The following is a 26,830-nucleotide window of genomic DNA, read 5'->3' on the forward strand; positions in this document are numbered from 1 at the left end:
ATTTGCTATTTGAATTTAGCAATACCTTGCTCCAGCACATCGATACTTACATCAATTAACTGTACGCGATCGGTGAGTTTTTCAATCATCAAGTTGTCGTTAGCTTGGTTAGCAATTAAGGCCTGTGAATTATCGGCAATAGCACGCGTATTACCCGCTTGATTTTGCACTACATGAGCAACCGACTGTGAGCTACTTGCAGCAACATTCACCTGCTCTGTCATCTCGGTAATTTGCAGTTTCATCTGCGAACTAATTGCAGATAACTGCTCTATAAGCGCAACACTACCCTGCATCGACTTAGTTGATGAGGCGCTGTTTTGCATCAAACTTTCAAGCGTATTGGTTATTTTATCCGTCGTGTTTTTACTGCGTGTTGCCAAGTTTCTAACTTCATCAGCCACTACCGCAAAGCCGCGGCCTTGTTCACCTGCACGCGCAGCTTCAATTGCAGCGTTAAGCGCAAGTAAATTCGTTTGTTCAGCAATTGACGAAATTTCATTGAGTAATTCTGAGATATGCGAACATGCACTCACTAGTTGGCCTATGTTTTGATCTGCTTCTTGAAGGTTATTAGCAAGCTCAGCCGTTTTGCTGTCTGTATTCGCCACTTCATTTAATGCCTCTGTGGCACTTAAATGGAGCTGCTCAAACTGTGTTTGTAGTTCATTACTCTCTTGTTCCACATGAGCGAAGCCTTCGGCGACTCGTTCACCTGACTGCGCGATATCCGTCGATAACTGCTCACGATGAAGTGCTTGCTCATGCAATTCGTCGTGTACTTCAAGTAATTGTTTAGACTGGTTTTTTAAAACACTACTTTGGCTTTGAACATCACCAATCACGCTCGATACAAAACCTAGTAAGCGGTTAAAACCCGCCACGGCTTCACTGTGGCTATCATCCGCTCTTAAACTAATATTAATGCTGTTTTCGTCGGCCATTATCTGCTCTGTAGTTGTGCTTAACGATAAGCCAGAACTACGTTCACGATGAAGGGTTTTTGCAATGTAGCCAGCTACAATCGCTTCAACAATGGCATACACGGCATGGATAAGTACGGTGCTAAAATACAATCGATCTGGGTCAAAAACGTATAAACCGACTTCGTTTATCTGTAAAAAGTAAAAGCTCAAATGGTGAACTGCCACAAAAGCAAGTGCAGTAATAAACACGCGCCATTCAACAAACATGATCAACACGGCCATTAAAATAAATATTTCAAAGTGAACTTCAATGAGGCCGTAGCTTTGTTGGATGTGTAAAAACGAAAACATCATGCAACCGGCAGCCACAACATGGGCTGTTAATTTGCTCGTTGGATATTGATGGAGCATCCAAAGCGGTAAAGATAGCAATAACAAACCGGTTACCACACCTGTAATTAGGGTCGAATAGATAAAACCTAAAACTAAAGATTCAACAAACAATAAAAGGAACAAATAAGTAAAAAGGCGGCGCACACTCGTCATAGATAAAGCCTTAATCATTAAATAATTTACAAAAATACAATTAATCGAGCCAATACGGTTTGATGAGCATCATGGTTCACTTTATAAATTGCAATAATGCCCTAAATTGATCGGTCCCTGCTTTTTCTAGCCATTGAAATATCACACTTTCTGTACAAGTAATAATAGCACCTGCTGCCGATAGCTGCTTAACAGCCAACTCTTTGTGTTTTTCGTTGCGTGATGCAATGGCATCTTCCACTACAAACACTTGGTAACCATTGGCAATTAAGTCTAAACATGTTTGCAGTACACACACATGCGACTCTGTACCCGTTACCACTATTTGCTTACGGTTAGAGCCAGCCAATAGGTTGTTAAATTGAACCTCTTGGCATGCGCTAAAATGTATTTTGTGATAGCAGTTAGTGCCAGTTATAAAAGGTAAGAGCTGTTCACTACTTTTACCTAACTTGGTTGGATTTTGTTCGGTAAATAAATAGGGAATATCTAAAGCTTTAGCTGCTTTTATTAACTTTTCGGTCTGATTAACAGCTAAGCCAAAGTCGTTAATTACCGGTTCAAGCCCTGCCTGAAGGTCAATAATTAATAACAAGGCATTACTTTTTTGGCTGATAAATGAATGGCGCATCACGTTCTCAAATTGCTGATAATTGAACTAGTTATAGCATAGGTTTCAGTTTCAGCACCAAGTAGACCTTATTACTATTTTTTCTTTTCAGAACCATTAATTACGGTCATAATTGTGCTATATTTTGTTAAAAATTATGCGCAAATAATAATTTAGGGTTAATCAGTCAGTGCCTAAACTTTTTCTTTTGATTTTCAGTTTGCTGTTCTTCACGCTCTCCTCTTCAGCGTTGGCACAAAACTATGCTTTGCAAATGCAGCGTATTTCAACCGATGAAGGACTTACGCAAGGCAGTGTAACTAAAATCGTGCAAGACGATTTAGGCTTTATCTGGATTGGTACCTACCAAGGCTTAAATAGGTATGATGGTTATCAGGTAGCGCCTTTTGCTGGGGAGTATATTCTTGATCAGCGACAAATTACCGCAATGCATAAAACTGACGACGGAAACATTTTCGTCAGCACTGAGTTTTCAGGTGCTTTTCTAATAGACCCAAAAACGCTAAAAGTTGAAAAAATCTATTCTGGCAAACTAGACCCTGAAGATGTTTTCTTTTCGCCTATTTTAGCAATCACTGAAGACGATCACTTTTTTTACTTCGCTATTGCCCAGCACGTTTATTCATACAACAAGCAATCAAAAAAGTTTTTGCATGAGTTTTCTATCAATAAAGAAGAACATATTGTTCGGGCACTCACCCTGCACGACAACTTTTTATATATCGGCACATCAAATGGGCTTTTTTCAAAAAACCTTGCAGATGATCATATCTCGCATATTCCGCTAACCGATAAATCTCAGGTCACCGAAGATAATAAAAACGTAAAATTTTTAAGGGTCGATGCGCAGCTCGGCTTATTTGTAGGCACTGTAGAGGGCATGTTTGATATCCCTTTTAACGCTAACCGTTTACTGGCATTTGATAAGATAAGGCTGTTAATCCCTAACTTAAATATTTGGGATTATTCTGTTAGCTCATTCGGTGAATATATCGTCACAGAAAAAGGATTGTTCGAATTTAATCGCCAAACCATGTCAGTTGAGTTCATCTTAAACTTTGAACAAAGTAAGTTTTTAATGTCTGACAATTCAATTCAAGATGTAATGATTGATAAAACTGGCTTGCTGTGGCTTGCATCCCGCTCACAAGGCGTTTTCACATGGTCAACACTAGCAAGACGTTTTAAACACATTGAATTAAAAAATAACCAAGCTCGCTTCAATAATAATGTCTGGTCGGTATTACAAGATCAAAATGATACCGTTTGGATAGGTACAGATAATGGCCTAATGAAGTACAACCAACTTACTAAAGATATTACACCCTACTTAGTTAGTAACGATGAAAAAGCCTTTCATGGTGAGCATGGTATTTATGGTATTACTGAAGCTAACATTGATGACAGCAACCGTTATCTGTGGCTAATGAAATACATAGGTCTTGCCTTGTTTGATAAACAGACAGGCAAATTAGTGCCTATAAAAGGCAATGCTGAGACCATGCACCTCATAAATTACGGCCCTAACTGGGGCTTTCGTGCTATGGGTAATGATCAATTTGCATTTTTAGATGACCAAAATTTTTATAAGTACAATGGTAAAACAGGCGAACTAACCACCATTAAAGGATTGAAAGAACAAGTTGACCTTGTTAATGCCCATGCTTTTTTAAAGCCATTGCCAGACCACCCCGACGAATACGTACTGAGTATGTCTGGCAAATTGTACCGCTACAATGAGCAGACTCAAAAGTTAACACTGATATACCAAACAGAAAATTATAACCCATTAGCGTTCACTACCATTGATGACTGGGTGATGGATTATAACAACACCCTGTGGCTTGGCTCAGCTGACGAAGGGCTTATTGGCATCGATGCTAAAACTTATGAAGTTAAACATCGTATTAATATACAATCTGGCTTAAAAGCTAAATCTGTTTTTGCATTGCAAATAGATCGTTTTGGCTTTTTATGGTTAGGTACTCAAAATGGTCTTTACCGCCTTGATTTAAGCTCCTTAGAACTTGACCGTTACTTTATTCGCGATGGTTTAGCCGTTAATGAATTCAACATTGATGCCGACACCACCTTACATAACGGACAACTTGCATTTGGTAGTACCCGAGGCGTACTTTTACTTTCACCAGAGGACTTTTTATCGTCGCCTGTAGAGGCTGGTAATATAAATACCGAAATTACCAATGTATCTTTGCTTTCGCGAGAGCTTAACTACCATCCATATAAATATGTAAATACGCCTCTGCAGATCACTTATGATGATATGGGCTTAGCAGTCACCTTTTCTAACTTTGATACCATTAATAAAGATAAAACATCGTATCGAGTGACCCTTGATGGGCCAACCTCACTGCAATACGACAAGTTAACAACCAATGAGGTCTTTTTCACCAAATTATCGCCTGGTGATTATGTGTTATCAGTGTCGTCGTCTATCGAGTTAAGCGATGCAATATCAGCGTCTAGACAACTAAGATTTAATGTTGCACATGCACCTTGGTCATCCCCTGCTGCAAAAGCAAGTTATGTCATTATTGTTTTAGCTGTTTTGTTTTTCCTATTTTGGCAATACCGTGCTCGCCAGCAAATGATCGGCCGTGCTCATGCAGAAGCTGTAAAATCACAACAACAAACCGAACTCGCTTTAAGTAGTACTAAAAGTGGTGTTTGGGAGATTAACCTAGTAGAACAGTTTTTAAGAACGACCCGCTTTTCTGCTGAACTGGGCTATGCCGAGTATAAAGATGGTATAAGCCTCAACAAGTTTGTGAGCTTAGTGCACCCGCACGATCGCAATAATGTAACTAGCCAGTGGCAACTATTTTGTAAGCAAACAAATAACCAACAATGGAATACCACTTACCGTTTAAAACATAAAAATGGTAACTGGCTTTGGTACGAAGACATTGGTCGTACTATTGCAACCGATGAAAAAAACCGCCCATTAAAAATAACCGGTATTTATACCAATATTACAGAGCAACGCGCTAATGCCCAGCAAGCCAGTGTCCTCGGCGAAGCATTTGGGCAAATAAACGACTGGTTGCTAATTTTAGACAATCAACTCAAACCATTTTCTGCTAATGCCAGTTTTGGTGAAGCATTCGCCACGCCAAACAATGTTGCAGAGCTTACTAGTCGCGACTTTATTGCAGCCATAGGCCGTGCAAAATACCTTGAATATATAGACGTATTAAAAACACTTAAACCCAAGCAAAACTGGAAAACAGAAGCTGTTATTCGCACGCTAAAAAGCCCTGCACACCCAGTTCATATTAGTGTCACGGCTGTAGCCAAGGAAAACCAATCAATTAGTCATTATGTAATTGTAATTTCAGACTTAACAGAGCAAAAACGCGCTGAAGACGATTTGCGTTATTTAGCAAATTATGACCCGTTAACGGGCCTGCCTAACCGCTCTTTAATGTATACAAAAATTAGCAACTGTATAAATAACGCCAAAAAATACAATAAACTAGCTGCATTATTATTTATTGATTTAGATAAATTTAAACCAGTAAATGATTCATTCGGGCACGCTGTCGGCGACCAATTACTTTGCGATATCACGCAAAGAGTAAGCCTAATGTTACCCGAAAACGCCGTAATAGGCCGTCAAAGTGGTGATGAGTTTTTGGTTCTTATTAAAGACCTTCACTCACCACAAACACTCAGTGATCTCGTTAAAAAACTCACTGAAGAACTGGCAAGCAAGGTTATAATTGACGACTTTTCAATCAACATTTCAGCAAGTGTTGGTGTCGCTCTTTACCCATTTGATGCGAAAACAGCAGATGATTTAATTAAAAATTCAGATATAGCCATGATGCATGCTAAGCAATCTGGCCGTAACAATTTTAAATATTTCACAGAGCAGATGAATAACCAGCTGACCAAAAAGCTGTTACTTGAAAATGCCTTGAAAGATGCGTTTAAAGACGATGAGTTATTTAATAACTATCAGCCTATTGTTAATGCTAAAACTAAAAAAATAAACGGCGTTGAGCTTTTAATGCGCTGGAAGAACGAGCAAGGTTTTGTATCACCTGCCGAATTCATTCCTATTGCTGAAGAGATAGGTCTAATCGATGCGTTGACTGAGCAAGCACTTGATAGAGCATTAACAGAGCTGCTGCCAATGCTACGTGCTAACCCACAGTTTTATTTATCATTAAACTTGTCGCCAACGCATATTTTAAAATCAAACTTAACTGAACGCTTATTACTTATTTTGAATAATCACATGGTTAAGCCTGTTCAGCTACGCCTTGAGATTACAGAAAACACACTATTAGAAGATAAAGAGAAAGCTTCTAAGCAGCTGCAAAAACTTAAAAATGCCGGCTTCAAACTATTACTTGATGACTTTGGCACAGGTTACTCGTCACTAACTTACCTAAGTCAATTCCCGATTGATGTGATCAAAATAGACCAAAGCTTCGTGCGTAATATCGGCCAAGATAAAAGTAATGAATCGATTATTAAAACTATCCATGCGTTGTCATCGAACTTAGGCTTATATTGTATTGCTGAAGGAGTTGAGACAAGTGAGCAAATCAGCTTCTTAACAGAGATGGGCTGCGAAGATTTACAAGGGTACTACTTCGCAAAACCCATGTTGGCCGATGATCTAATTGCAGAAAGCACGATTCAGGCAATCATTGATCGACTAAACGCGCTTTAAACCATTTATTTAAGCAGCGATAAAGCTCATCTTTATTAATGGGCTTCGAGATGAAGTCATCCATGCCAGCTACAAGGCAGCGCTTTTGGTCCTCTTCAAAGGCATTCGCCGTAATAGCAATAATGATAGCTTCGCCATACAGCGCAGGGTTCTGTTTAATTGCTTGTGTACATTGATAGCCATCCATGTGGGGCATTTGGCAGTCCATCAATATAATATCTGCCTTAAAACTTTTAAGCTCTTCAAGTGCCTGTAAGCCATCGTTTGCCTTTTTGATAGTACACTGGGTGTCTTGCATCATTTTTTGCAGCACGATTTGATTTACAGGGTTATCTTCAACAATTAATACATTTATGCCACTAAGTATTGGCTTGTCTGTACTTTGTTCTGCAGTTGCTTCTGCATCGCTTACCATCACTGGCACAATAATAGTAAATTCACTGCCCTCACCTTCTTGGCTCACTAAAGAGAGCTCTCCATCCATCAACTCTATAATTCGTTTACTAATGGTGAGCCCGAGCCCAGTACCACCATATTTTCGGGTGGTCGATATATCGGCTTGGGTAAACTCTGTAAACAATTTAGCCTGCTGATCTGCAGAAATACCTATACCTGTATCGCGAATTTTTATTGCTAGTGCACCATTAACCATTTGGCATTGCATGTTTATTTCACCAGACTCAGTAAATTTACCCGCGTTACTCAAAATGTTATTGATTACTTGGCTAAACCTCAGTGGATCTAGGCGGATATACTCAGGTATGTTGTCTGCAATGCTCAAGTTAAATTTAACGCCAGATTTGACACTGGTGCTACTAAAAACTTTGGCTAATTGTGCCAGTAAGGCTTTAATTTCAACAACACGGTCTTCAAGTTTAAGAGCGCCCGCTTCAATTTTCGAGAAATCTAAAATATCATTTAAAATCAACAATAAGTTATTAGCACTTTGATGGATCATCGCCAGCTCATCACGCTCAGTTTCGGGTAGTTTAGGGTTTTCTAATAGCAGTTGAGTCATGCCTAAAATACCATTGAGCGGGGTGCGGATTTCATGGCTCATGTTCGCTAAAAATTGCGACTTAGTACGGTTGGCTTGATTCGCTAAGCGAACAGCTTCGACTAGCTCATTCGTTTTATCATTAACTTGTTGCTCGAGCTGGGCATTAAAATCGGTCAGTTTGTTATTCAACACTTCGTTTTCGTGATTCGCTTGATGCAAGCGATTAAAATTAAGCGCTAGCTTATTAGCTAAACTCGAAAACTGCGACTGCAAACGACTCACTTCTAGCCAAGTTTGTGGTAAGTCGGTATCTGTGATTGCCCGCTCAGGTTCAAATTTGTCGATTTGTTCAGCTAACTTTTCGATAGGAGCAATTAACCAGCGACTCAATTGCGTGATAAACACACTGGTTAATAAAATAATAAACAATATCATCACCAAAGACTGACCCCATGCACTCACCGCAACATTATTGGCATGTTTGCGATTGAGCATGGTCATTACAATCCAGTTATGCTCTGTTGAGCGAGCTTCTCTGGCGTAAAACTGCTGTTCGTTCTCAGCATCAAACATTTTAAAGCGTGCTTCGTCTGCAAACAAATCTATTTCTTCATCTGTTAATTGTTGTAGCTCTGTAAAGTCATCTAATGTGCTAAATACCACTTTGTTGCTGGCATCTAAAATCAACAACTCGCCTTGATGACTAAATAGACTGGGCCTGAGGCCTGCAAAATAATCAAACATCAGTGAGCCTTCAACGACGCCAGTAAAGGTATCTTCAATATAAATCGGTGCTGATACTGCAACTATAGGTAAAGAACCAAAACCACGACCTTTAAATATTGTAGAGATATAACCAAGCTCATTATTAGGTGCATTTATAAAGTAATCTCTATCTGCCACATTGGCGCGAATGTTTGACTGCTGCAAACTAATCGCTAACGATTGTGGATAAAAATGAGTGACATCAGCAAGAGCATCAGCAATTATCTGTGTTCTAAAATCAGGGTATAGGTTTGCCATATTTTCAAGAGCAATTTGACGAGGGACACCGTTGGCAATGCTTCTGGCAGTGAGTACCACCCCTTTTTTATTATGATCAAGGTGAGCATCAATGGTGCGTGCGATTTCTTTGGCTTTTTCTTTTAACTGCGAATTTATCTCATACTCAATGCGCGCATAATGGTTATTGGTTAGTACTACAGAGGTTAATATGACTACCAGCACAACCAGTAAAGTAACAACATAGTTAAGTATTTTATAGAGCGACGAATAATGTTTATGCCACGAATAACGGCTAAAGAAGAAGCTCAGTAAATCAATAACAGATAAGTAAATTGCCGCATTTAAGCAGTACTTAGCAAGTGCAATAGCAATCGTTAGAATTGGTAAACCTAAAAAGAAATGGCCAAAACTCCAAAGTAGTGGCAGGCCTATCACTAGCCAAAATAGCATGCCTCGTAAAAATACCGGCCGCGCTTTTGATAAGCAGTATACCTGTAAGCAAATAAGCTCAAGTGCAAATACTATGGACGGCCACGCATGCCCCCAGCGGTAAAAAATAAACCCTGTACTTAAAATAAAGGTGATTATTGCAAACCGCCAACCAAGTAGCAGCAAGCTTAAGATCACAAAAAACTGACCAAGCAGAAATTCTGAGCTATCTAAAAACCAAATTGGTAATAAATTAACAACTCCCGCAATACAACCAAGCAGTACTGCGGCTAAAAAGTTGAAATATGAAGGCTTATTTTGAAGCAAAAAAGGTATCCTAACTTCATAGTGATACCTTTAAATTAAAAGAAAATTAAACTTTTTGCCACTTTAATTAACATGGTGGCATTCATGACTCTCTATTTGCAGCACACTTTTTCCAATTTTAAAGCGCGATTGCAATAGTTTTTCGACCTTTAAGCGACATGCTTCGTCATGCTTTTCAACGGTACAATGCTGTTTTAAAACAACGTGCGCGCCAACAATAATGTCTTTGTCTTGGCGCATTACCGTGACATTATGAACATTTTGTACATGTTCAACCGAAGCGATACTTTGTTCAATATCAGCTACATTCGGCAGCTTACTTCTATTTTCAAGTAAGCCTTGAATACAACGAATGATCACTTTAACCCCAGTAAACAAGACAAAGGTAGCAATCAACATACTCGAAATAATATCAATTTCGGCCCAGCCAGTTAGGTGGATTAAAATACCAGCGAAGAAGGTTGAAACCGTTGAAATTAAATCAAAAAACGAGTGTAAAAACACCGCATACACATTAATGCTTGCTTTGCGCCCTTTGTATAGCACCCATGCTGCAGCACCATGAAACAAAAAACCAATAGCTGAAATGACCGACATTAAATAGCTATTAATTTGTAAATCATGACCATCGCTATGATGGAAGTAACGTTCACCTCCTTCATAAAGAATAATTAAGCTAATGCTTAAATATAAGATGCCATTGATCAAGCCACCCGTGAGCTCTGCTCGCTGGTAGCCATCATTAAAGTTTTTCGCGAAATATATCGCCATGCTTGAGGCAATAAGCGCGATGAATAAAGAACTGTTATGAACAAACAAATGCCCAGCATCAGCAAGTACAGCAAGCGAATTCGAATAATAGGCGCCAATAACCTGTATCACCATAAACGAGCACGTTATGGCTAAGGCAATCAACAAGCGGCGTCTAGATGCTTGGTGTGTTGTAATATCTGTCATGAAGAAGTGAAATACCTATCAGCTGGAAATGCGGTAATGATATAAAGTCTCAATTGTAATACGCAGCGCACTTAAACGCACTAAAAACTTAGTTAATAGTCCCTTTTTGAAAGTTTTTTGCACGATGTGTTACTAATAAGAAAGGAATTAGCAGCAAACAAGTAAACTAAAACACTCACTTGTAAGCTAAAAAACAGTAAGGCGTTAACAACACATGTTGTTAACGCCTTTTACTCGAAGCAGATTTAAAAAGCAGGCTATTAAACTTTAAACTGACTGACTAAATCTTTAAGGTGCTGAGCACGCGATAACAAGCTTTGCGTGCCACGCTGTTGTTGCTCAGCGTTATCATGTATTTGCATTGCACTGTCTGAAATATCATGAGCCGACTGATTGATATGCTCAACCACCGTGCCCTGCTCTTCTGTCGCAGCAGCAACTTGGTGGTTGCCTTGGCTAATAATTTCAAACTTCTGCTGAATAGACTGAAGTGCAGACACTGCAACGTGCGTAAGCTCAGTGACCTTTTGGCTACTTTGCGTGCCTTCGGCAATTGCTTCCTGTGATTGCAATGATGAGCTTTGTAAACGCGAAATCTGTTCTCTAATTTCAGAAGTCGATGTTTGCGTACGCTGTGCAAGTGAGCGTACTTCATCAGCAACGACCGCAAAGCCACGGCCTTGCTCACCCGCCCTTGCTGCTTCAATTGCCGCATTGAGTGCCAATAAGTTAGTTTGCTCTGAAATTGCATTGATCACTTCAACAACCGAGTTGATCTCAGCTGCTTGATTAGCAAACTCACCGATACTTTTATCAACCGTGATCAAAATATCATTCAGCTCATTCATGGTTTGTGCTGTGGCAGCCATACTTTGATTGGTTTGCACGGTTTCTCGTACCGCTTCTTCCGTGTCGCTTGCTGTACGATGAGCAATATCAGACACCTCATTAATAGTTTGCCCCATTTCTGTAATAGCTGTGGCAACTTGATCGGTTTGCGCGCGCTGATCTTCGGTAGCAACAAAGGTTTTGTTGGCAAAGCTCGCAAGGTCGTCAATCCCCTCTCGCATCGCTTGCTCGGTGACACTGATTTCATCTACCAACTCAGCTACTTTACCTATGATGGCATTAAAGCCTTTAGCAAGATGCCCCAGTTCATTATCAACACTGTCATCTAAACGTTTTGTTAAGTCACCGCCGTGGCCTGCCATACCCAGTAGTTCGTCGCCCACACTGCGTATTTTCTTACTTAGCCAATTCGCAAAATAAAGTGTTAACACTAAAAATATACCTGCAAGCACGACACTTACGATAATCGACATCCAAACGACTGTATTAATCGCGCTTGATATCTCTTGCTTAGGCTGAACCGCCACAAGAGTAAGGCCAGTGCCTTCGATTGGCATAACCCCAGCATAAACATCTTCATCTGCTAGCTCGACTTGCGATAGAGTAAAGCCAGTATGTTTACTGCTCAAAAAGCTTTGTAATGCGCTTAATGAAGCGACGCTTGTGACTTGTTTACCAATATAAGCATCATTTGCGTGTGCAATAATTCGCTTGCTCTCATCAATTAAGAATAAATACCCTTGCTCACCAATTTTACGCGACGTAACAATGCTAGAAATATCTGAAATATCATAACCAAGCCCTGCAACACCAAGGCGTTGCCCTGCAATTTCAACCAAGGTGTTAACGTATAAAGTGAGGTGTCCGCCCTGCTCACTTACATCTAAAGCGAGCGCTTGGCGTTTATCTGAGCTAATAAAGTCAAAAAACCAACTGTCTCTTGGCTCACTTTGTGAGATTGATTTGAAAAAGCCGTCTTGTGTGTAATAACTCATTGAGTTTTTGCTTACCCAAAACACCGATGACGCACCACTTTTTCTTTGTAAGTCAGCAAAGTACGCCATCACACGTTGATGAATTGGCGAGCTTTTCTCACCTTCGTTCATCCACGTATGCAGAATTTGGTTTTCAGCTAAAGACTGTGACACAGAGATGGGGTAACGCATTTGAGCGTCAATTTCGGCAGCAACTTTACCCACAGCGTCAGGCAATAATTGCTTTTCTGTTTGTTGGTAATAAAGCCGAGAGAATTGGCTGGTATTGATTAAGGCGCTAACCACAGTGACAACAAACAATGCAATTAACACAAAACTAATAAAAATAGTGCGCAGCGATAGATTTCGCATTCAGCAAGCCTCATACTTAATGGTGGAGTTTTGGTTTTAGATCATCCTTGCGTCCTATCAATAATTTTAGGTAACAAGTCTGTGTTAAGCAATTGCTATTTAAGCTTTTACTGTTGTTTTTTTACTAATAATTATCAAACTCAAACAGAATAGGAACAAACGCCAACTTGTACCTTTTTACTAGTTAAAACGCTAGATACAAACACCTCACTGAATAAAACCGTGCTTATTATGACTCTGCTATTATTGCCATTTTTTGCTTGTAGGTTTTTGGCGACATGCCATACCAGCGATGAAATGCATGATGAAATGCACTAATTTCAGAGTAGCCACATAAAAAGGCTATCTCAGTAACTGAAAGATCTGTTTCGTTTAACAACGAAACACTTTTTTGCTGTCTTAAACTTGCTAATTCTTTACTAAAACTTGTGCCCTCTTTTGCAAGACGGCGCTGCAGCGTTTTTTCACTCATATTAAGTGCTTTTGCCATTGCTTTACTGGTGGTTTGGCCTTGAATTAAATGCTCCTCAAGCAAAATTCTCAATACCTGCGTCACATTCGTTTGCGTCACTAGTTTAATCTGGCTTGATAACACAGGTTCACTATCGGTATTTTCGCTAAAAAACAGGCTGTGGGTCGTTGAGCCGTATTCAATTTTGCAATTAAAGTGCGCATTAATCTCACTGTGTGGCTCTTTACGCTGCAAGCAAATTCGCGTTGGGTGCCAATCTTTTCCCTTTACAGTGCGCGCTATTTTTACACAAAACGCCATGGGCGCTTCGTAGCTTAGCAGTGACATATCACGCTCACCATCACTAAAGTTAAAGCGAAGTTCATACTCACTTCCATGATCGATAAGCGACACATTATGTGTATCGCCCATCAATTTTTGATAACGCAATATCAGCCGAAAAGCACTCAATAACTGTGTTGACTGAATAATCGCCATGCCTACCACCGGAATAGCGCGTACATTCATGTTACTGCCAACATAAAGACCTAAATGGGTGTTTGGTAACATGGCTTGCGCCTGCTTCCAAAGCATACTGACACTGGCTTGTGGGTATCGGGCTGTTTGGCTACTTAATTCTGCTAAAGGAATATTTGCCGCTGCAAACAATTCATTAATTGGTAAACCCTGCCACTTAAACGACTCAGCCATAGCACGAAGCCACCAGCTTGATAAGGTTCTCATGCGCGTCCTAAATAAACAATTTAATGACCTATATTATCAAGTAAATAAAAGAATAAAAGCCTATTGTTAACCTGTAATTAACAACGGAGACAACAATATGGGCACTGTAGCAAGTAAACGCGAGTTCGCGAGCTTTAAAGAGTTTTACCCCTATTACTTACAAGAACACAAAAATAAAGTCTGTCGACGCTTACATTTCATTGGCAGTTGGATTGTTTTGGCTATTTTGTTTGCCGCTATTTATCAGCAGCAATATAGCTGGCTAATTTTATGCCCAGTTGTGGGCTATGGCTTTGCTTGGGTTGGTCATTTCTTTTTTGAAAAAAATCGCCCCGCAACTTTTACACACCCTTTTTATAGCTTTATTGGTGATTGGGTCATGTTTAAAGACATTATTATTCGCAAAGTACCATTTTAGGAAAACACCATGACGATGAAACACACAGTATCAGAGCAAGAATGGCAAGCCCGTGTTGAGCTCGCTGCCGCGTATCGCCTAGTTGCTTTATATGGCTGGGATGATTTAATTTTTACCCATATTTCAATGCGCGTTCCCGGCACAGACAACGAATTTTTGATAAACCCGTATGGCATGATGTTTCACGAAATTACCGCATCAAGTCTTATCAAAGTAGATCAACAATGTAATAAGCTGCATGACAGTGAATACCCTGTTAATCCTGCGGGGTTTAATATCCATAGCTGTATTCATATGGCACGTGATGATGCCCATTGCGTTATTCACACCCACTCACTCAATGGCACGGCGGTGTCTGCTAACAAAGACGGCTTATTGCCCATCTCTCAGCAAGCTGTTGTTGTGCACTCAGGTTTGGGTTATCACGACTACGAGGGCATTGCCCTTAATCCTGCAGAGCAAGACCGTTTAGTGAATGACCTAGGTTCTAATAACTTTCTAATGCTACGTAATCATGGCCTATTAACTGTGGGTAAAACGGTCGCTGATGCATTTTTGTTTATGTATGTTTTTGAAGCTGCATGCGCTGTACAAACTCGTACTTCACAAAATACCGAGCAACTCGTACAAGTACCTAGCGCGATTATTGAGGGTATCAAAGGGCAAACTGAAGTTGCTACTAAGGGACTGGGTGGCGCAATTGCTTGGCCTGCCTTACTGCGCTTACTCGACAATAAAAGTCCGGGTTACGATCAATAAGGATATATCATGCAAATTGATATCATGACTAAAATAGTGCTGCCTTTAGCACTATTTATCATCATGTTTGGCATGGGGTTAGGGCTTAAAAAGCAAGACTTTAGGGCATTATTTATTAGCCCCAAAGCACTTTCAATAGGCTTAAGCTGCCAACTACTTTTATTGCCAAGCGTTGCGTTTTTATTAGCAATGAGTTTTACCCTATCCCCTGAGCTCGCTATTGGCCTGATTTTAGTGGCTTGCTGCCCGGGTGGTGTGACCTCAAACCTTTATACCTATTTATTCAAAGGGGATGTTGCGCTTTCAATAAGTCTAACAACGCTAGCAACATTTATCTCACCGTTTACCTTGCCACTGATTATGCATTTTGCCATGCATACATTGAGTGTGCCGGGCCACGAATTCGCTTTGCCAGTGATTAAAACCATAGTGCAAATGCTGATGATAACGGTACTTCCTGTTTGTTTAGGAATGGTATTTAATCACTTTAAACCCCATTTGAGCTTGAAAATAGAACCCTTTATACGTCGTTTTTCGAGTGTATTCTTAATTGTGATAGTGCTTAGCATTATTCATAAAAATGCTGACCAAATGCTGAGCTTTTTTGCGACCAGTGGCATTGCAACGCTGACATTAAACCTCAGCACGCTGTTACTAGGGCTGTTTTTTGCAAAAATATCGGGCTTAGATCACAAGCAACAAATGAGCATTGCGGTTGAAGTTGGGCTACAAAATGGCACCCTTGCCATTTTAATTGCGAGTACCTTAATCAATAATGCCGCCATGGCAATTCCTGGAGCAACCTATAGCTTATCAATGTTTGTAACGGGTTATATTTTTTGTCGCTTATTTAGCGCGCATCATACAAAACACCTTGCCATTCTCAACAAAGCATAAAAGCCAAAGTGATGACTAAAAACAAGGAAGTTTTTAATCACACAGTAATAAAAAATAGTTAAAATTTGAGATAACCAAACGAGTCTAAAATACACCTAATAACAAAGTTCATCACCCATCCTAACTATTAATTTTTTATTTATTTTTCATAACTATACCTAAATCATTAGTTATAATTTTTGCTCTGTGGTCAGTCTTGTTTAATAAGATATTTTCGTTCACTATCAATTTATGGCTTGTTATATAGGGACATATTGTGGCCGAACTTAATAACTCTAAATTGCCCGTTCATGTTGCTGAATTAAAGTTTGCGCTTGATAACGTACCCGCATACGTTTACATAAAAAATGAGCTCGGGCATTACGTTTATGCTAATAAGCTTACCTTGGGTTTATTTGCTTGCTCTGAGCAAGAATTACAACATAAAAGTGATGTGGACTTTTTCCCAATTCCTGACGTAAAAAAGCTAGCAAAAATAGACAAGCGGGTGCTCAGCGGTGAGCGTACCCGTGAAGAAGTTGAGCTTACCTTTCCCGACGGACACCAATATATTTTCTGGGAAGTGAAAACCCCTATTATTTGCGACACAGAGCCCAACAAAGTCATCGGCATTTTAGGTATTGCAACAGACATTACCGAACGAAAACACCTTGAAGAACAACTCCTCTACGCTGCCTCCACCGACCCGCTAACTGAACTTTTAAACCGCCGCTTTTTTTATATTCGCTTATCGCTTGCGTTACAAATGAGCAAGCGCGACCAAAACTATGGTGCAGTAATATTTATCGACCTTAATAAGTTTAAAAAATTAAACGATCAATATGGCCACAATACCGGCGACGCTTATCTTGTTGAGATTGCACAAAGAATGAAAACAGTTGTGCGCGAAAAAGACTGTTTAGCCCGCATTGGTGGCGATGAGTTTGTTGTATTACTTGAAGGGCTAAGCCGAAATGAGCAAACAGCCAAACAAAATGCCTATCGCATTGCCGATAAACTGCAAACAGCCATCGAAGTTGAGTTTATTCACCAAGATCTTAACTATAAGGGCTCAGCCAGTGTCGGCGTCACCATGTTTTTAGGTACACAAAAAACAGCCGATGAAATTGTCGCACAAGCAGATCAACATATGTATTTGATAAAACATGCACTGAATTATTAATACAAGGCATAAAGAATAAAACTGCACTTAAATAGGTAACGATTACAAATCAATAGCGTGCTTTGCTTTGTGGTGGTAATCTGAGCAGTGAAAAATAATATTAATTGTATTAAGGAAAGTACATGGACCCCGTTTCTAGCATTTTAGACCTGTTGTTAAATGTAGAAGTCTTTCTTCTAATTTTTGTTTTAGTGCTACTAAAAAGTAGCGTTAAATTTGTGCCGCAAAATCGTGCCTGGTTAATCGAGCGTTTTGGTAAATACCATTCGACCAAAGAAGCCGGCTTAAACTTTATTGTGCCATTTATCGACCGTATTGCCGCTGACCGCAGCTTAAAAGAACAAGCGCAAGATGTGCCTTCGCAGTCTGCTATCACCAAAGATAACATCTCGCTTATCGTCGATGGTGTGCTGTATTTCCGCGTGCTTGACCCGTATAAAGCTACGTATGGTGTTGATGACTATGTATTTGCGGTTACTCAGCTATCGCAAACAACGATGCGTTCTGAACTTGGTAAAATGGAACTAGATAAAACCTTTGAAGAGCGCGACATGTTAAACACCAACATAGTTACCGCGATTAACCAAGCATCTGAGCCTTGGGGTATTCAGGTTTTACGTTACGAAATTAAAGATATTGTGCCACCTAATTCTGTAATGGAAGCCATGGAAGCACAAATGAAAGCTGAGCGTGTAAAACGTGCGCAAATTTTAGAGTCTGAAGGTGACCGTCAATCTGCCATCAATGTGGCAGAAGGTAAAAAGCAAGCCCAAGTCCTTGCTGCCGAAGCTGAAAAAGCCGAGCAAATTTTACGCGCTGAAGGTGAAGCGAAAGCGATTATCGCCGTTGCTGAAGCACAAGCAGATGCACTACGTAAAGTAGGTGAAGCCGCCGATACAGAGCAAGGCCAAAAAGCAATTCAACTCGACCTAGCTACTAAAGCCATTGCCGCTAAAGAAGCCATTGCTCGTGAATCATCTGTGGTATTACTTCCTGAAAGTGGTACTGACGCAAGCTCGCTTGTAGCTCAAGGTATGTCTATTATTAACTCTTTGAATAAAAAGCAACAAAGTTAGGTGAGCTAATGGCATTTTTAGATACCCATTTAGCCGAAGCACTGATGATTATAGGTGTTATCGCGCTAATTGTTGAAGTTGCAGTACTGGGTATGAGTACCTATGTATTACTGTTTTTAGGCTTATCTTTATTTGCCAGTGGCTTACTAATGAATATAGGTCTACTTGATACGAGTTACACTACCGCGCTTTGGAGCAATATCGTGTTTACTCTTGGTTTTGCTCTCGTGCTTTGGAAACCTCTCAAACGCATGCAGGATAAAACCGATACTAAGCCGATACATAGCGATTTTGCTGAGCTTACCTTTGTCGTTAATGCCGATGTTGATGATAAAGGGTTAACCACACATCAGTATTCGGGTATTACATGGCAATTAAAAAGTCAGTCTCCCATTGCTGCTGGTAGCACAGTAAAAGTAACCGACAAACAAGTTGGCGTACTTTGGGTAGAGACGGTATAACTCAGCAATAGTTAAACCTCATTTAGAGCCAAAACTCTATTTAGTTTTGTAACCGTGTTTGCTATGGTTAGAAGCACTCACGGTTACAAGCAAGGTTGCGAAAATGAACAATAATAAGGCACTCGTTGTAGAAGGTGGTGCAATGCGTGGCATTTTTGCCACTGGCGTACTGGATGCTTTTATTCAAGCTAATTACCAACCTTTTAATCAATGTTATGGTGTTTCTGCCGGAGCCACTAACATTGCAGCTTATTTGTGCGCCCAATACAAACGTAACCATGCAGTGATCACCGATTACTCTTGCCGACCAGAATTTATTGATTTTGTTCGATTTATTAAAGGTGGCCATCTGTTTGATTTAGACTGGCTGTGGCAAGAAACCATCCGTGATATTCGTCTAGATCTCGACACCTTCGAAAAACAAGCCAGTGAATTTTATATAGTCACAACCAATATACAAACTGGACAGGCAGAGTACTTAAAAGCAAATGCGGTTCATCTTGAACAGCAATTAAAAGCCTCATGTGCGCTGCCGATTGCTTATCGAGAATTTCCTGTTATCGACAATTTGCAACTTACTGATGGTGGCGTGGCAGATTCTATTCCTATTCGTAAAGCATACGAGATGGGTAATAAAGAAATCACCGTTATTTTATCTCAGCCTCTTGGCTATAAGAAAAAGCCTTCAAAAGCGCCTTGGTTCGTTAAACGTCTTTATAAAAACACCCCTGCATTAGCAGAAGCCACCTTAAGACGCGCAGAAAATTACAATCAAAGCATTGATTTTATTACCAACCCACCAAGCGATTGTAAAATTAATATTATTGCACCGCCACCCAACTTTGCTGTTGGTCGAACAACTAAATCATTTGAAAAACTCAGTGCGGGTTATGAAATGGGCTTAAATGCGGGCTCACATTTTTTAACTCAAGTTGCCTAAGCTAACGCTTTAAAATAGGAACAATTTTTAAGCGTTTTCGATGTCATTGGCTATACTTTAAAGAGTTATGTTAGCCAAGGATTGACCATGAAACTCCCCCTACCTTTTATTACTGCCATCAGGCTTTTAATACTCTCTTTTCTATGTTTTTTTTCATTTTTTAGCCAAGCTATTGAATGGCCTCAACAAGTGCAAACATCACAAGGCACACTCATTGTTTACCAGCCACAACCCGAGAAACTAAACGGTAATACTTTAACAGCCCGTGCAGCAATGTCATTTTCGGTTTCTGGCAATGACGCAGTGTTTGGCGTATTTTGGTTTAGAGCTAAATTAGATACTGATCGCGAAAACGATACCGTCACCGTTCGCAATATGACTGTCACCGATGTACGCTGGCCTGAGTCAAAAGATGCAGGCGAACAAAAATTTACTGCTGTCGTTAATGAAGCAATAAAAACCAGTCAATTCGAAACCTCGCTTTCGCAACTCACCGCCAGCCTTGAAAGTGCAGAAGCAGCAGAACAAAGTTTAACGCAGTTAAAAACCGACCCTCCAACGATTATTTTCACAGAGCAACTGTCGGTATTATTGAGTTTTGATGGTGAACCTAAGTTTAGTAAAATTGAAAACAGCCAATATGAGCGCGCTTTAAACACTGCCATGACAGTGATTAAAGATAGCAAAAGCAAACTATGTTATCTCACCGATGGGCAATTTTGGTATCAGGCAAAACAAGCCAAAGGGCCTTATGACTATACTCAGTCGCCACCGGCTGAACTTGTAAAAATGCTTCCTAAAGATACCGAAAGCTCAGATCTAAGTGCGCCACCAGCCATTGTTGTTACAACTAAACCCACCGAACTTATTGCAACTGATGGCGCAGCTAAATGGAAAAGCTTAACCGGTGGCGAGCTCATGTATGTGTTTAACACTGAAACCCCGTGGCTACGTGAAATGCAAACGAATAACATGTATGTCTTGTTATCTGGACGCTGGTATCGCGCAAAACAACAAACAGGCCCATGGACCTTTGTACGTGGCGACGAACTACCAGAAAGCTTTGCCAATATTCCACCTGAATCAGATTTAGGGGGCCTCAGAGTTTCAGTTGCTGGCACTGGAGAAGCTGACGAAGCAATATTAGATGCAAAAGTGCCGCAAACAGCGGCTATCAGCCGTAAAGACACAAGTTTAACTGTGTATTATGATGGTAAACCTAAATTTGAACGGATCCCGGGCACGCAAGTTTCTTATGCCATTAATACCGATGCACAAGTGCTGCAAATTAAAGGCAAATATTATGCAGTCGATAATGCAGTGTGGTTTAAGGCAGACTCCGCACAAGGCCCTTGGCTTGTTGCTGATAGCATTCCAAAAGATGACATCGCAAAAATTCCTCCAAGTTCCCCCGTTTACAATGTCACTTATGTTGATATTTACGAGTCAACTCCTGAGGTGGTGTATGTTGGTTATTACCCAGGTTACATGTGGTCATACCCTTATTATGGTGTGCCAGTGTATGGAACGGGTTGGTATTACCCGCCATATTGGGGCGGTGGCTACTATTACCCTCGCCCACCGACTTGGGGTTTTAATATTGGCTATAACAACTGGACGGGTTGGTCGTTTGGCTTAAGTTGGAGCAATGGATTTTTAAATCTAGGTATGAATTGGAATGTTGGATGGCCAACCCATTATCGACCTTATCATTGCTGTAATGGCTGGTATGGCGGTGGTTACCGCGGCCCAGTTATTATTAATAATGGCAATATCAATATTGGTAACAAAATTAATGTCGGTCATAAACCTGGCCACCATAATAAGCAACCAAGGCATAATATTTATAAACGCGATCAGAGTAAATCTCGTCTTGCTTCAAAGCAGCAAGTGAAACGCGATTTAAAAACAGCCATCAGCCAACACGATAAAGCAAACAACGTGTTTGCGGATCAAAAAGGTAACGTGCTCAAGCGTGATGGCGATAAATGGCAACAACGTGTTGAGGGTAAATGGCAAACATTACCTACCGATAAACAGCAACAAATCAAAGATCGGGCACAAAATATTGACCGCCAACAAGTGCAAAATAAATTGCAAAGCATAGATAAAAGTAAAGCGAAGCAAACATTACAGCAACGCCAGCACACTCAAAATAGGCAACAAAATCGTATGCAGCAATTAAATAGGGCAAATAGAGCACGTCAGCAAGGTATGCAGCGTCAACAAATGCGCCGTAATACACAAAGACAAATGCCTAATCGCGGCCATTAATGTAAAAACAGGAACAAAACAAAGCCAGTGTAAATACTGGCTTTGTTATCTTAACCAAAGGTATCGCCCTCTGTCGCTACCTTTAAGTCGTAATAGATATGTCTCTTAAGAAAAAGCCAGCAAAACAATTGCAAAAACTTGCTTAAAACTATTTCTCTATTAGTTTTAATACTAAGTCCTTACAAAAATTTGCACGCTCATGTTAAATAACTACACCGTTCGTACGCGATTAGCCGTCTTGGCTTTGTTACCGGTTACAGTTTTTGTGATCACCTCTATTTTTACAATGTCTATTATGTCGGGCATGGTAAAAGGCATCGACAGTTTGTATGACGATAGAGTCATCCCCCTTGAGCAGATAAAAACAGTATCGGACAATTACGCAGTTAGCATTGTTGATCTATTCCATAAATACCGCGCTGAGCAAATTTCAAAAACTGACTTTCTAGCCGCCGTTGAAAATGCAAAAAATGTTGCTGATAGCAAATGGAAAAGCTACTTAGGGACCAAGCTAACCACAGAAGAGCAGCGCTTAGTTAATATCGTGGAAAAGAATCTCGCTGTAGTAGAAAGCGAACTAAGCACATTTTTAAACCAAGTAAAAAGTGACCAACTTAAAGCAGTACCTAACGAGGTATTCGTAAAAAATCTTTACGATGTGTTTGACCCTCTCAGTGAAAGCTATCAAGGGCTAATAAACTTACAAATCAATGAGGCTAACAAGTTTAAAAACGCCGCAGATAAAGATTTTGCTCAAGTCAGTATTGCAATGACAGCCTCTATCACTATATTAATAATTTTATTATTGGCTATTGCCTTTATTATATACCGCTCTATCCATAACCCATTGTTATCGCTTAGTGAAACGATAGGCTCTATCTCAGAAAATGCCGACTTACGTCTACGTGCAACAACCCATGGTAATGACGAAATAGCCCAAGCAGCACATCACTTTAATGCCATGATGGAGCGTATTCATGCACTTGTAAATGATGTAACCAGTGCAACACTCACCCTTTCATCTGCTGCTGAGCAAATGAACTCAATTAGCGACCAAGTTGCAAGCACAGCCACAGAGCAAGAACATCAATCAGCAATGATTGCCACTGCCATTACACAGATGAGCAGTGCCATAGAGCAAGTGGCCGCAAATGCATTATCAACATCAGAAAAAGCCACTCACACTGATAAAACTGCTAAACAGGGTCAGCAGTCTGTGCAAGAAAATATCGACGCAATAAACCGTCTATCACATATCGTTAATGCGAATACAAAATTAATCAATGAGTTAAATACACAATCAACAGATATCAATCAAGTGGTGATGATGATCCAAGGCGTTGCAGAACAAACCAATTTACTCGCTTTAAATGCGGCCATTGAAGCAGCACGCGCTGGTGAGTCGGGTCGCGGTTTCGCAGTAGTAGCCGATGAAGTAAGGCAGCTTGCACACAACACGCAAAAAGCCACAGCCAGTATTAACGAAATGATCAGTAAACTACAAACAATGGCGCAGCAAGCCGTTACCGCCATGGGTAATGCCGACGAAAGTGCTAAACAAAGTGTTGAATACGCAGAGCGCTCATCACAATTACTGACTGAAATTACTCAAGAAATGACACTTATTGCCGATATGAACAACCAAGTATCCACCGCAACGGATGAGCAAACCACTGTTGCAAACGAACTAAGTTGTAATATTAATGAATTTAGTAGTAGCATTTCACTGGTTAGCGAAAGTTCGCAACAAAATGCGCAAGCCAGCCAAGAATTGGCTTCATTGGCTTCGCGTTTACAACAGCAGGTGCATGTTTTCAAAGTATAGTCGTTTAAAACTGCGCTCAAAAAGCAGAGACTCGAAATAATGAACAGAGCAATACTGATATTACAAATGACGTTTGCTCTGTTGAGTCTACAGGCCTTAGCTCATGAACAAATCGTTATTCAGCTTGCTAAACCCAGCTATACCGATGCGGTAAAAAACCAGTATATTCACGATATTCTCAACAAAAGTTTTGCCGCAATGGATGTGGATGTTGTGCTGCTTTATAACGTTAAACCTATGAACGATAAAAGAATTATCGAACAGCTCAGCCATAATAAAACGATAACCTTAGCGTGGCTTTCTTTACCTCATAAGCAGCTTGATTCATTAGTCAGAACGACAATCCCACTCTATAAAGGGTTACACGGCAAGCGTTTGCTTATTATCCGTCATGAAGACCAAGAAAAGTTTAGCAATATTAAAAGCCTTGCTGAATTAACCCCCTTAGTTGGCCTGCAACAACAAAGTTGGTCAGATTATACCGTGCTGAAAAACAATGGTTTAACAGTTAATGGCGAGCTTGATTACCCAGGGATGATAAAAGCCCTTGAAACAGGGCTCGGTGAATACTTTCCACGCTCAGTACTGGCAATTGGCACCGAACTGGATAGACTAAAACAGTTCAATTTTGTCATTGCGCCAAACATTATGTTGCAATATTCCAGCGACTATTACTTTTACTTAAGCAAAGAGAATCAACACATTAGAGATATACTAGAACAAGGTATGCAAAAATTGCATCAATCAGGTGAACTTGAGAAGCTCTATTTGCAATACTTTGGTGATGTTGAAAAACAATTTTCTTTAAAGCAACGTCACATCATAACGCTAAAAAATAAGGAGTAAGCATGCTAAAAGCGCTGCTAATTATCATTATGACATTGGCGATTTTTGCTGCGGGTTTTATAGCTGGAGTGTACAGTTTACCTATTTTAACTGAACAACCAGCACCCGATATTGCTATTTTGAAGCAGCACCAAGGTCGATCGCAGTTTAGTGCAACGTTTAAGCCCGACCTCAAAGGCTCAGATCGCTTACATTATGGTGATGGCAAGGTGTATCTAACGAATGATGCTATTTCTATGCAGGGCACGTTATCACCTGGGCCTGACTATCAACTTTATCTATCGCGAAACTTTATTGATAACGAAGCCGATTTCTTAGCACAAAAAGGCACAATGCAGCGTGTTGCAGGAGTGCGTTCGTTCAATGGCTTTAAATTAGTTGTACCACAAGGTATCGATGTCAGTGATTACAATACAGTAGTTATTTGGTGTGAAAGTTTTGAGGAGTTTATTACTGCAGCGCAGTATCAATAGCTGTATTAATAAAAACAAAGCCGCCTTTGGAGAGGGCGGCTTTAAAGCGGCAGCTATGGGTGTGAGCTGCCTAATCAAGAGTCATTAAGCTGCATCTTCTGTGCTTTGAGTTTCATCGCTGTGGCGAATTAAGTAATCAAATGCACCTAAGCTTGCCGTTGCACCACTGCCCATAGCAATAATGATTTGCTTAAACGGCGTTGTTGTTGCATCACCTGCCGCGTAAACACCCGGTAATGATGTTGCACCTTTGCTATCAATTTCGATTTCGCCAAAGCGAGTCAGTGATAACGCTGAATCTTTTAACCATTCAGTGTTTGGCACCAAGCCGATTTGCACAAAGATACCTGCAAGCTCAAGTGATTTTTCATCGCCAGAGATGCGGTCAATATAGCTTAAGCCTGTTACTCGTTTACCATCACCAACAACTTCGGTCGTTTGCGCGTTTTTGATAATAGTAATGTTGTTTAAGCTATTTGCTTTACGAATAAGTACTTCGTCAGCACGTAAAGTATCAGCAAATTCAAGAACGGTGACATGCTCAACAATGTTTGCAAGGTCAATTGCAGCTTCAATACCTGAGTTACCACCGCCGATTACTGCTACTGCTTTGCCTTTAAATAACGGACCATCACAGTGTGGACAGTAAGCAACGCCATGACCGCGATACTCTTTCTCCCCTGGCACATTCATTTCACGCCAGCGTGCACCGGTTGCTAATACCACTGATTTAGCATTTAAAACCGCGCCATTTTCTAGCGTGATTTGATAATTATCTTGCTTAGTAAGCGATGCCGCACGTTGGTTTTGCATAACATCAACGTCGTATTCTTTTACGTGCTCTTCAAGTTGTGCAACCAATTTAGGACCTTCGGTCGCTTTAACTGATATAAAGTTTTCAATTGCTAATGTGTCTGATACCTGACCACCAAAACGCTCTGCAACCACACCCGTATTTAAGCCTTTACGTGCTGAATAAATTGCCGCAGAAGCCCCTGCTGGGCCACCACCAACAACAAGTACATCGAATAGCTCTTTATCGTTCAGTGCTTCGGCTTGGCGTGCAGCCGCTTTTGTATCTACTTTATTTAAGATATCAGTCAGGTTTACAGCGCCTTGGCTGAATAACTCACCGTTTAAGTACACAGCCGGTACTGCTAACACATTACGCTCGTTCACTTCGTCTTGGAACAAGGCGCCATCAATCATAGTAGCCGTAATATTTTCATTGTGTGCCGCCATCAAGTTAAGTGCTTGCACTACTTGCGGACATGTTTGACAACTTAATGAAATATACACTTCAAAGTTAAGCGGCCCTGGTAATGATTTAATTTGTTCAATTTCAGTCTCTGATGCCTTACTTGGATGACCGCCTGAATGCAGTAGAGCAAGGATCAAACTTGTGAATTCGTGGCCCATAGGCACACCCGCAAATGTGATTTGCGTATTGTTAATAGGTGAAGATACCACCATAGATGGACGACGCACATCTTGGCTAGGGTTATCTCGCACCGAGAATTTGTCACTTAACGAAGCTAAATCGTTTGCTAAGTTTTTAAGTTCTGTTGATTTATTGCTGTCATCCAAGGCGATAAGCAGCTCAACAGGGCTGGTAATAGAAGCAAAGTGGCTTGTTAATTGGTTTTTGATATTCGTATCTAACATGGCTTAGCCCTTGAGTTCAGAATAAATAATCTAGAAAAATTTTAAATATAACTGCCCACCACCCGCTAATGTGCTTAATGTGAGTTGTGATGGGCAATTAGGGTTGCATTGAGATAGC

Annotated in this window: 19 protein-coding genes; 12 read left to right on the forward strand and 7 right to left on the reverse strand. The window is 40.4% G+C overall.

Annotation, left to right across the window (positions count from 1 at the left end; genetic code table 11):
* Positions 1 to 5: 5 nt before the first annotated feature.
* Together AADY36_RS20465 and AADY36_RS20470 are read right to left on the reverse strand one after the other, a co-directional pair.
* Positions 6 to 1,472: a methyl-accepting chemotaxis protein gene (locus AADY36_RS20465; protein WP_055198787.1), complete on the reverse strand. Its 1,467-nt coding sequence runs from the start codon at positions 1,470 to 1,472 to the stop codon at positions 6 to 8.
* A 76-nt stretch (positions 1,473 to 1,548) separates the two neighbouring features.
* Positions 1,549 to 2,103 (reverse strand): isochorismatase family protein, encoded by a 555-nt coding sequence (locus AADY36_RS20470; protein ID WP_342409618.1) that lies wholly within the window; start codon positions 2,101 to 2,103, stop codon positions 1,549 to 1,551.
* 253 nt (positions 2,104 to 2,356) lie between these two features.
* On the opposite strand from AADY36_RS20470, the gene AADY36_RS20475 reads away from it, so the two are divergent.
* Entirely contained in the window at positions 2,357 to 6,808 is a 4,452-nt protein-coding gene (locus tag AADY36_RS20475) for an EAL domain-containing protein (RefSeq protein WP_342409619.1), read from the forward strand.
* On the opposite strand, the gene AADY36_RS20480 is transcribed toward AADY36_RS20475, so the two are convergent.
* The 4 genes from AADY36_RS20480 to AADY36_RS20495 form a co-directional block, all read right to left on the reverse strand.
* Positions 6,783 to 9,569: a response regulator gene (locus AADY36_RS20480; protein ID WP_342409620.1), complete on the reverse strand. Its 2,787-nt coding sequence runs from the start codon at positions 9,567 to 9,569 to the stop codon at positions 6,783 to 6,785. The genes AADY36_RS20475 and AADY36_RS20480 overlap by 26 nt on opposite strands.
* Positions 9,570 to 9,632: 63 nt before the next feature.
* Positions 9,633 to 10,526, reverse strand: a complete 894-nt coding sequence (locus AADY36_RS20485; protein ID WP_054562467.1) for a cation diffusion facilitator family transporter — start codon at positions 10,524 to 10,526, stop codon at positions 9,633 to 9,635.
* Positions 10,527 to 10,786: 260 nt separating this feature from the next.
* Complete coding sequence (locus tag AADY36_RS20490) at positions 10,787 to 12,721, reverse strand: methyl-accepting chemotaxis protein (RefSeq protein ID WP_285220971.1); 1,935 nt, start codon at positions 12,719 to 12,721, stop codon at positions 10,787 to 10,789.
* Between the two features lie 229 nt (positions 12,722 to 12,950).
* Positions 12,951 to 13,916, reverse strand: coding sequence for an AraC family transcriptional regulator (locus AADY36_RS20495; protein WP_342409621.1), 966 nt, complete (start codon positions 13,914 to 13,916; stop codon positions 12,951 to 12,953).
* 97 nt (positions 13,917 to 14,013) lie between these two features.
* Here AADY36_RS20495 and AADY36_RS20500 point away from each other — a divergent pair, with 97 nt between their 5' ends.
* The 11 genes from AADY36_RS20500 to AADY36_RS20550 all read left to right on the forward strand — a co-directional run bounded on the left by AADY36_RS20500 (position 14,014) and on the right by AADY36_RS20550 (position 25,047).
* Positions 14,014 to 14,334, forward strand: coding sequence for a DUF962 domain-containing protein (locus AADY36_RS20500; RefSeq protein WP_054562470.1), 321 nt, complete (start codon positions 14,014 to 14,016; stop codon positions 14,332 to 14,334).
* Positions 14,335 to 14,343: 9 nt separating this feature from the next.
* Entirely contained in the window at positions 14,344 to 15,093 is a 750-nt protein-coding gene (locus tag AADY36_RS20505; protein WP_251601646.1) for a class II aldolase/adducin family protein, read from the forward strand.
* Positions 15,094 to 15,102: 9 nt separating this feature from the next.
* A complete protein-coding gene (locus tag AADY36_RS20510) occupies positions 15,103 to 15,990 on the forward strand; it encodes a bile acid:sodium symporter family protein (protein WP_082401604.1) in 888 nt (295 codons plus the stop codon).
* 256 nt (positions 15,991 to 16,246) lie between these two features.
* Positions 16,247 to 17,152, forward strand: coding sequence for a sensor domain-containing diguanylate cyclase (locus AADY36_RS20515; RefSeq protein WP_342409622.1), 906 nt, complete (start codon positions 16,247 to 16,249; stop codon positions 17,150 to 17,152).
* A gap of 122 nt (positions 17,153 to 17,274) precedes the next feature.
* Positions 17,275 to 18,228, forward strand: coding sequence for an SPFH domain-containing protein (locus AADY36_RS20520; protein ID WP_054562473.1), 954 nt, complete (start codon positions 17,275 to 17,277; stop codon positions 18,226 to 18,228).
* Positions 18,229 to 18,236: 8 nt separating this feature from the next.
* Positions 18,237 to 18,689: an NfeD family protein gene (locus tag AADY36_RS20525; RefSeq protein ID WP_342409623.1), complete on the forward strand. Its 453-nt coding sequence runs from the start codon at positions 18,237 to 18,239 to the stop codon at positions 18,687 to 18,689.
* 103 nt (positions 18,690 to 18,792) lie between these two features.
* Positions 18,793 to 19,629 carry a patatin-like phospholipase family protein gene (locus AADY36_RS20530; protein WP_054562475.1) on the forward strand — a complete coding sequence of 279 codons (837 nt, stop codon included), beginning with the start codon at positions 18,793 to 18,795 and terminating at the stop codon, positions 19,627 to 19,629.
* A gap of 189 nt (positions 19,630 to 19,818) precedes the next feature.
* Positions 19,819 to 21,903 carry a carbohydrate-binding family V/XII gene (locus AADY36_RS20535; RefSeq protein ID WP_342409624.1) on the forward strand — a complete coding sequence of 695 codons (2,085 nt, stop codon included), beginning with the start codon at positions 19,819 to 19,821 and terminating at the stop codon, positions 21,901 to 21,903.
* 199 nt (positions 21,904 to 22,102) lie between these two features.
* Entirely contained in the window at positions 22,103 to 23,728 is a 1,626-nt protein-coding gene (locus AADY36_RS20540; protein ID WP_055021433.1) for a methyl-accepting chemotaxis protein, read from the forward strand.
* A 39-nt stretch (positions 23,729 to 23,767) separates the two neighbouring features.
* Positions 23,768 to 24,574, forward strand: coding sequence for a substrate-binding periplasmic protein (locus AADY36_RS20545; RefSeq protein ID WP_342409625.1), 807 nt, complete (start codon positions 23,768 to 23,770; stop codon positions 24,572 to 24,574).
* A 2-nt stretch (positions 24,575 to 24,576) separates the two neighbouring features.
* Positions 24,577 to 25,047, forward strand: a complete 471-nt coding sequence (locus AADY36_RS20550) for a DM13 domain-containing protein (RefSeq protein ID WP_058584713.1) — start codon at positions 24,577 to 24,579, stop codon at positions 25,045 to 25,047.
* An 84-nt stretch (positions 25,048 to 25,131) separates the two neighbouring features.
* On the opposite strand, the gene ahpF is transcribed toward AADY36_RS20550, so the two are convergent.
* The gene (ahpF, locus tag AADY36_RS20555; RefSeq protein WP_342409626.1) at positions 25,132 to 26,712 is read right to left on the reverse strand and encodes an alkyl hydroperoxide reductase subunit F; all 1,581 of its coding nucleotides are present in this window, start codon (positions 26,710 to 26,712) and stop codon (positions 25,132 to 25,134) included.
* Between the last annotated feature and the right edge of the window lie 118 nt (positions 26,713 to 26,830).

This window comes from Pseudoalteromonas sp. D15MCD-2, assembly GCF_038562745.1.
In the GTDB taxonomy this organism is placed as follows: domain Bacteria; phylum Pseudomonadota; class Gammaproteobacteria; order Enterobacterales; family Alteromonadaceae; genus Pseudoalteromonas.

Bases quoted from the DNA above. Each gene is read 5' to 3' on its own strand.
- AADY36_RS20465 (WP_055198787.1), bottom strand. From the start codon at position 1,472: ATGACGAGTGTGCGCCGCCTTTTTACTTATTTGTTCCTTTTATTGTTT.
- AADY36_RS20470 (WP_342409618.1), bottom strand. From the start codon at position 2,103: ATGCGCCATTCATTTATCAGCCAAAAAAGTAATGCCTTGTTATTAATT.
- AADY36_RS20475 (WP_342409619.1), top strand. From the start codon at position 2,357: ATGCAGCGTATTTCAACCGATGAAGGACTTACGCAAGGCAGTGTAACT.
- AADY36_RS20485 (WP_054562467.1), bottom strand. From the start codon at position 10,526: ATGACAGATATTACAACACACCAAGCATCTAGACGCCGCTTGTTGATT.
- AADY36_RS20490 (WP_285220971.1), bottom strand. From the start codon at position 12,721: ATGCGAAATCTATCGCTGCGCACTATTTTTATTAGTTTTGTGTTAATT.
- AADY36_RS20495 (WP_342409621.1), bottom strand. From the start codon at position 13,916: ATGAGAACCTTATCAAGCTGGTGGCTTCGTGCTATGGCTGAGTCGTTT.
- AADY36_RS20500 (WP_054562470.1), top strand. From the start codon at position 14,014: ATGGGCACTGTAGCAAGTAAACGCGAGTTCGCGAGCTTTAAAGAGTTT.
- AADY36_RS20505 (WP_251601646.1), top strand. From the start codon at position 14,344: ATGACGATGAAACACACAGTATCAGAGCAAGAATGGCAAGCCCGTGTT.
- AADY36_RS20510 (WP_082401604.1), top strand. From the start codon at position 15,103: ATGCAAATTGATATCATGACTAAAATAGTGCTGCCTTTAGCACTATTT.
- AADY36_RS20520 (WP_054562473.1), top strand. From the start codon at position 17,275: ATGGACCCCGTTTCTAGCATTTTAGACCTGTTGTTAAATGTAGAAGTC.
- AADY36_RS20525 (WP_342409623.1), top strand. From the start codon at position 18,237: ATGGCATTTTTAGATACCCATTTAGCCGAAGCACTGATGATTATAGGT.
- AADY36_RS20530 (WP_054562475.1), top strand. From the start codon at position 18,793: ATGAACAATAATAAGGCACTCGTTGTAGAAGGTGGTGCAATGCGTGGC.
- AADY36_RS20540 (WP_055021433.1), top strand. From the start codon at position 22,103: ATGTTAAATAACTACACCGTTCGTACGCGATTAGCCGTCTTGGCTTTG.
- AADY36_RS20545 (WP_342409625.1), top strand. From the start codon at position 23,768: ATGAACAGAGCAATACTGATATTACAAATGACGTTTGCTCTGTTGAGT.
- AADY36_RS20550 (WP_058584713.1), top strand. From the start codon at position 24,577: ATGCTAAAAGCGCTGCTAATTATCATTATGACATTGGCGATTTTTGCT.
- ahpF (WP_342409626.1), bottom strand. From the start codon at position 26,712: ATGTTAGATACGAATATCAAAAACCAATTAACAAGCCACTTTGCTTCT.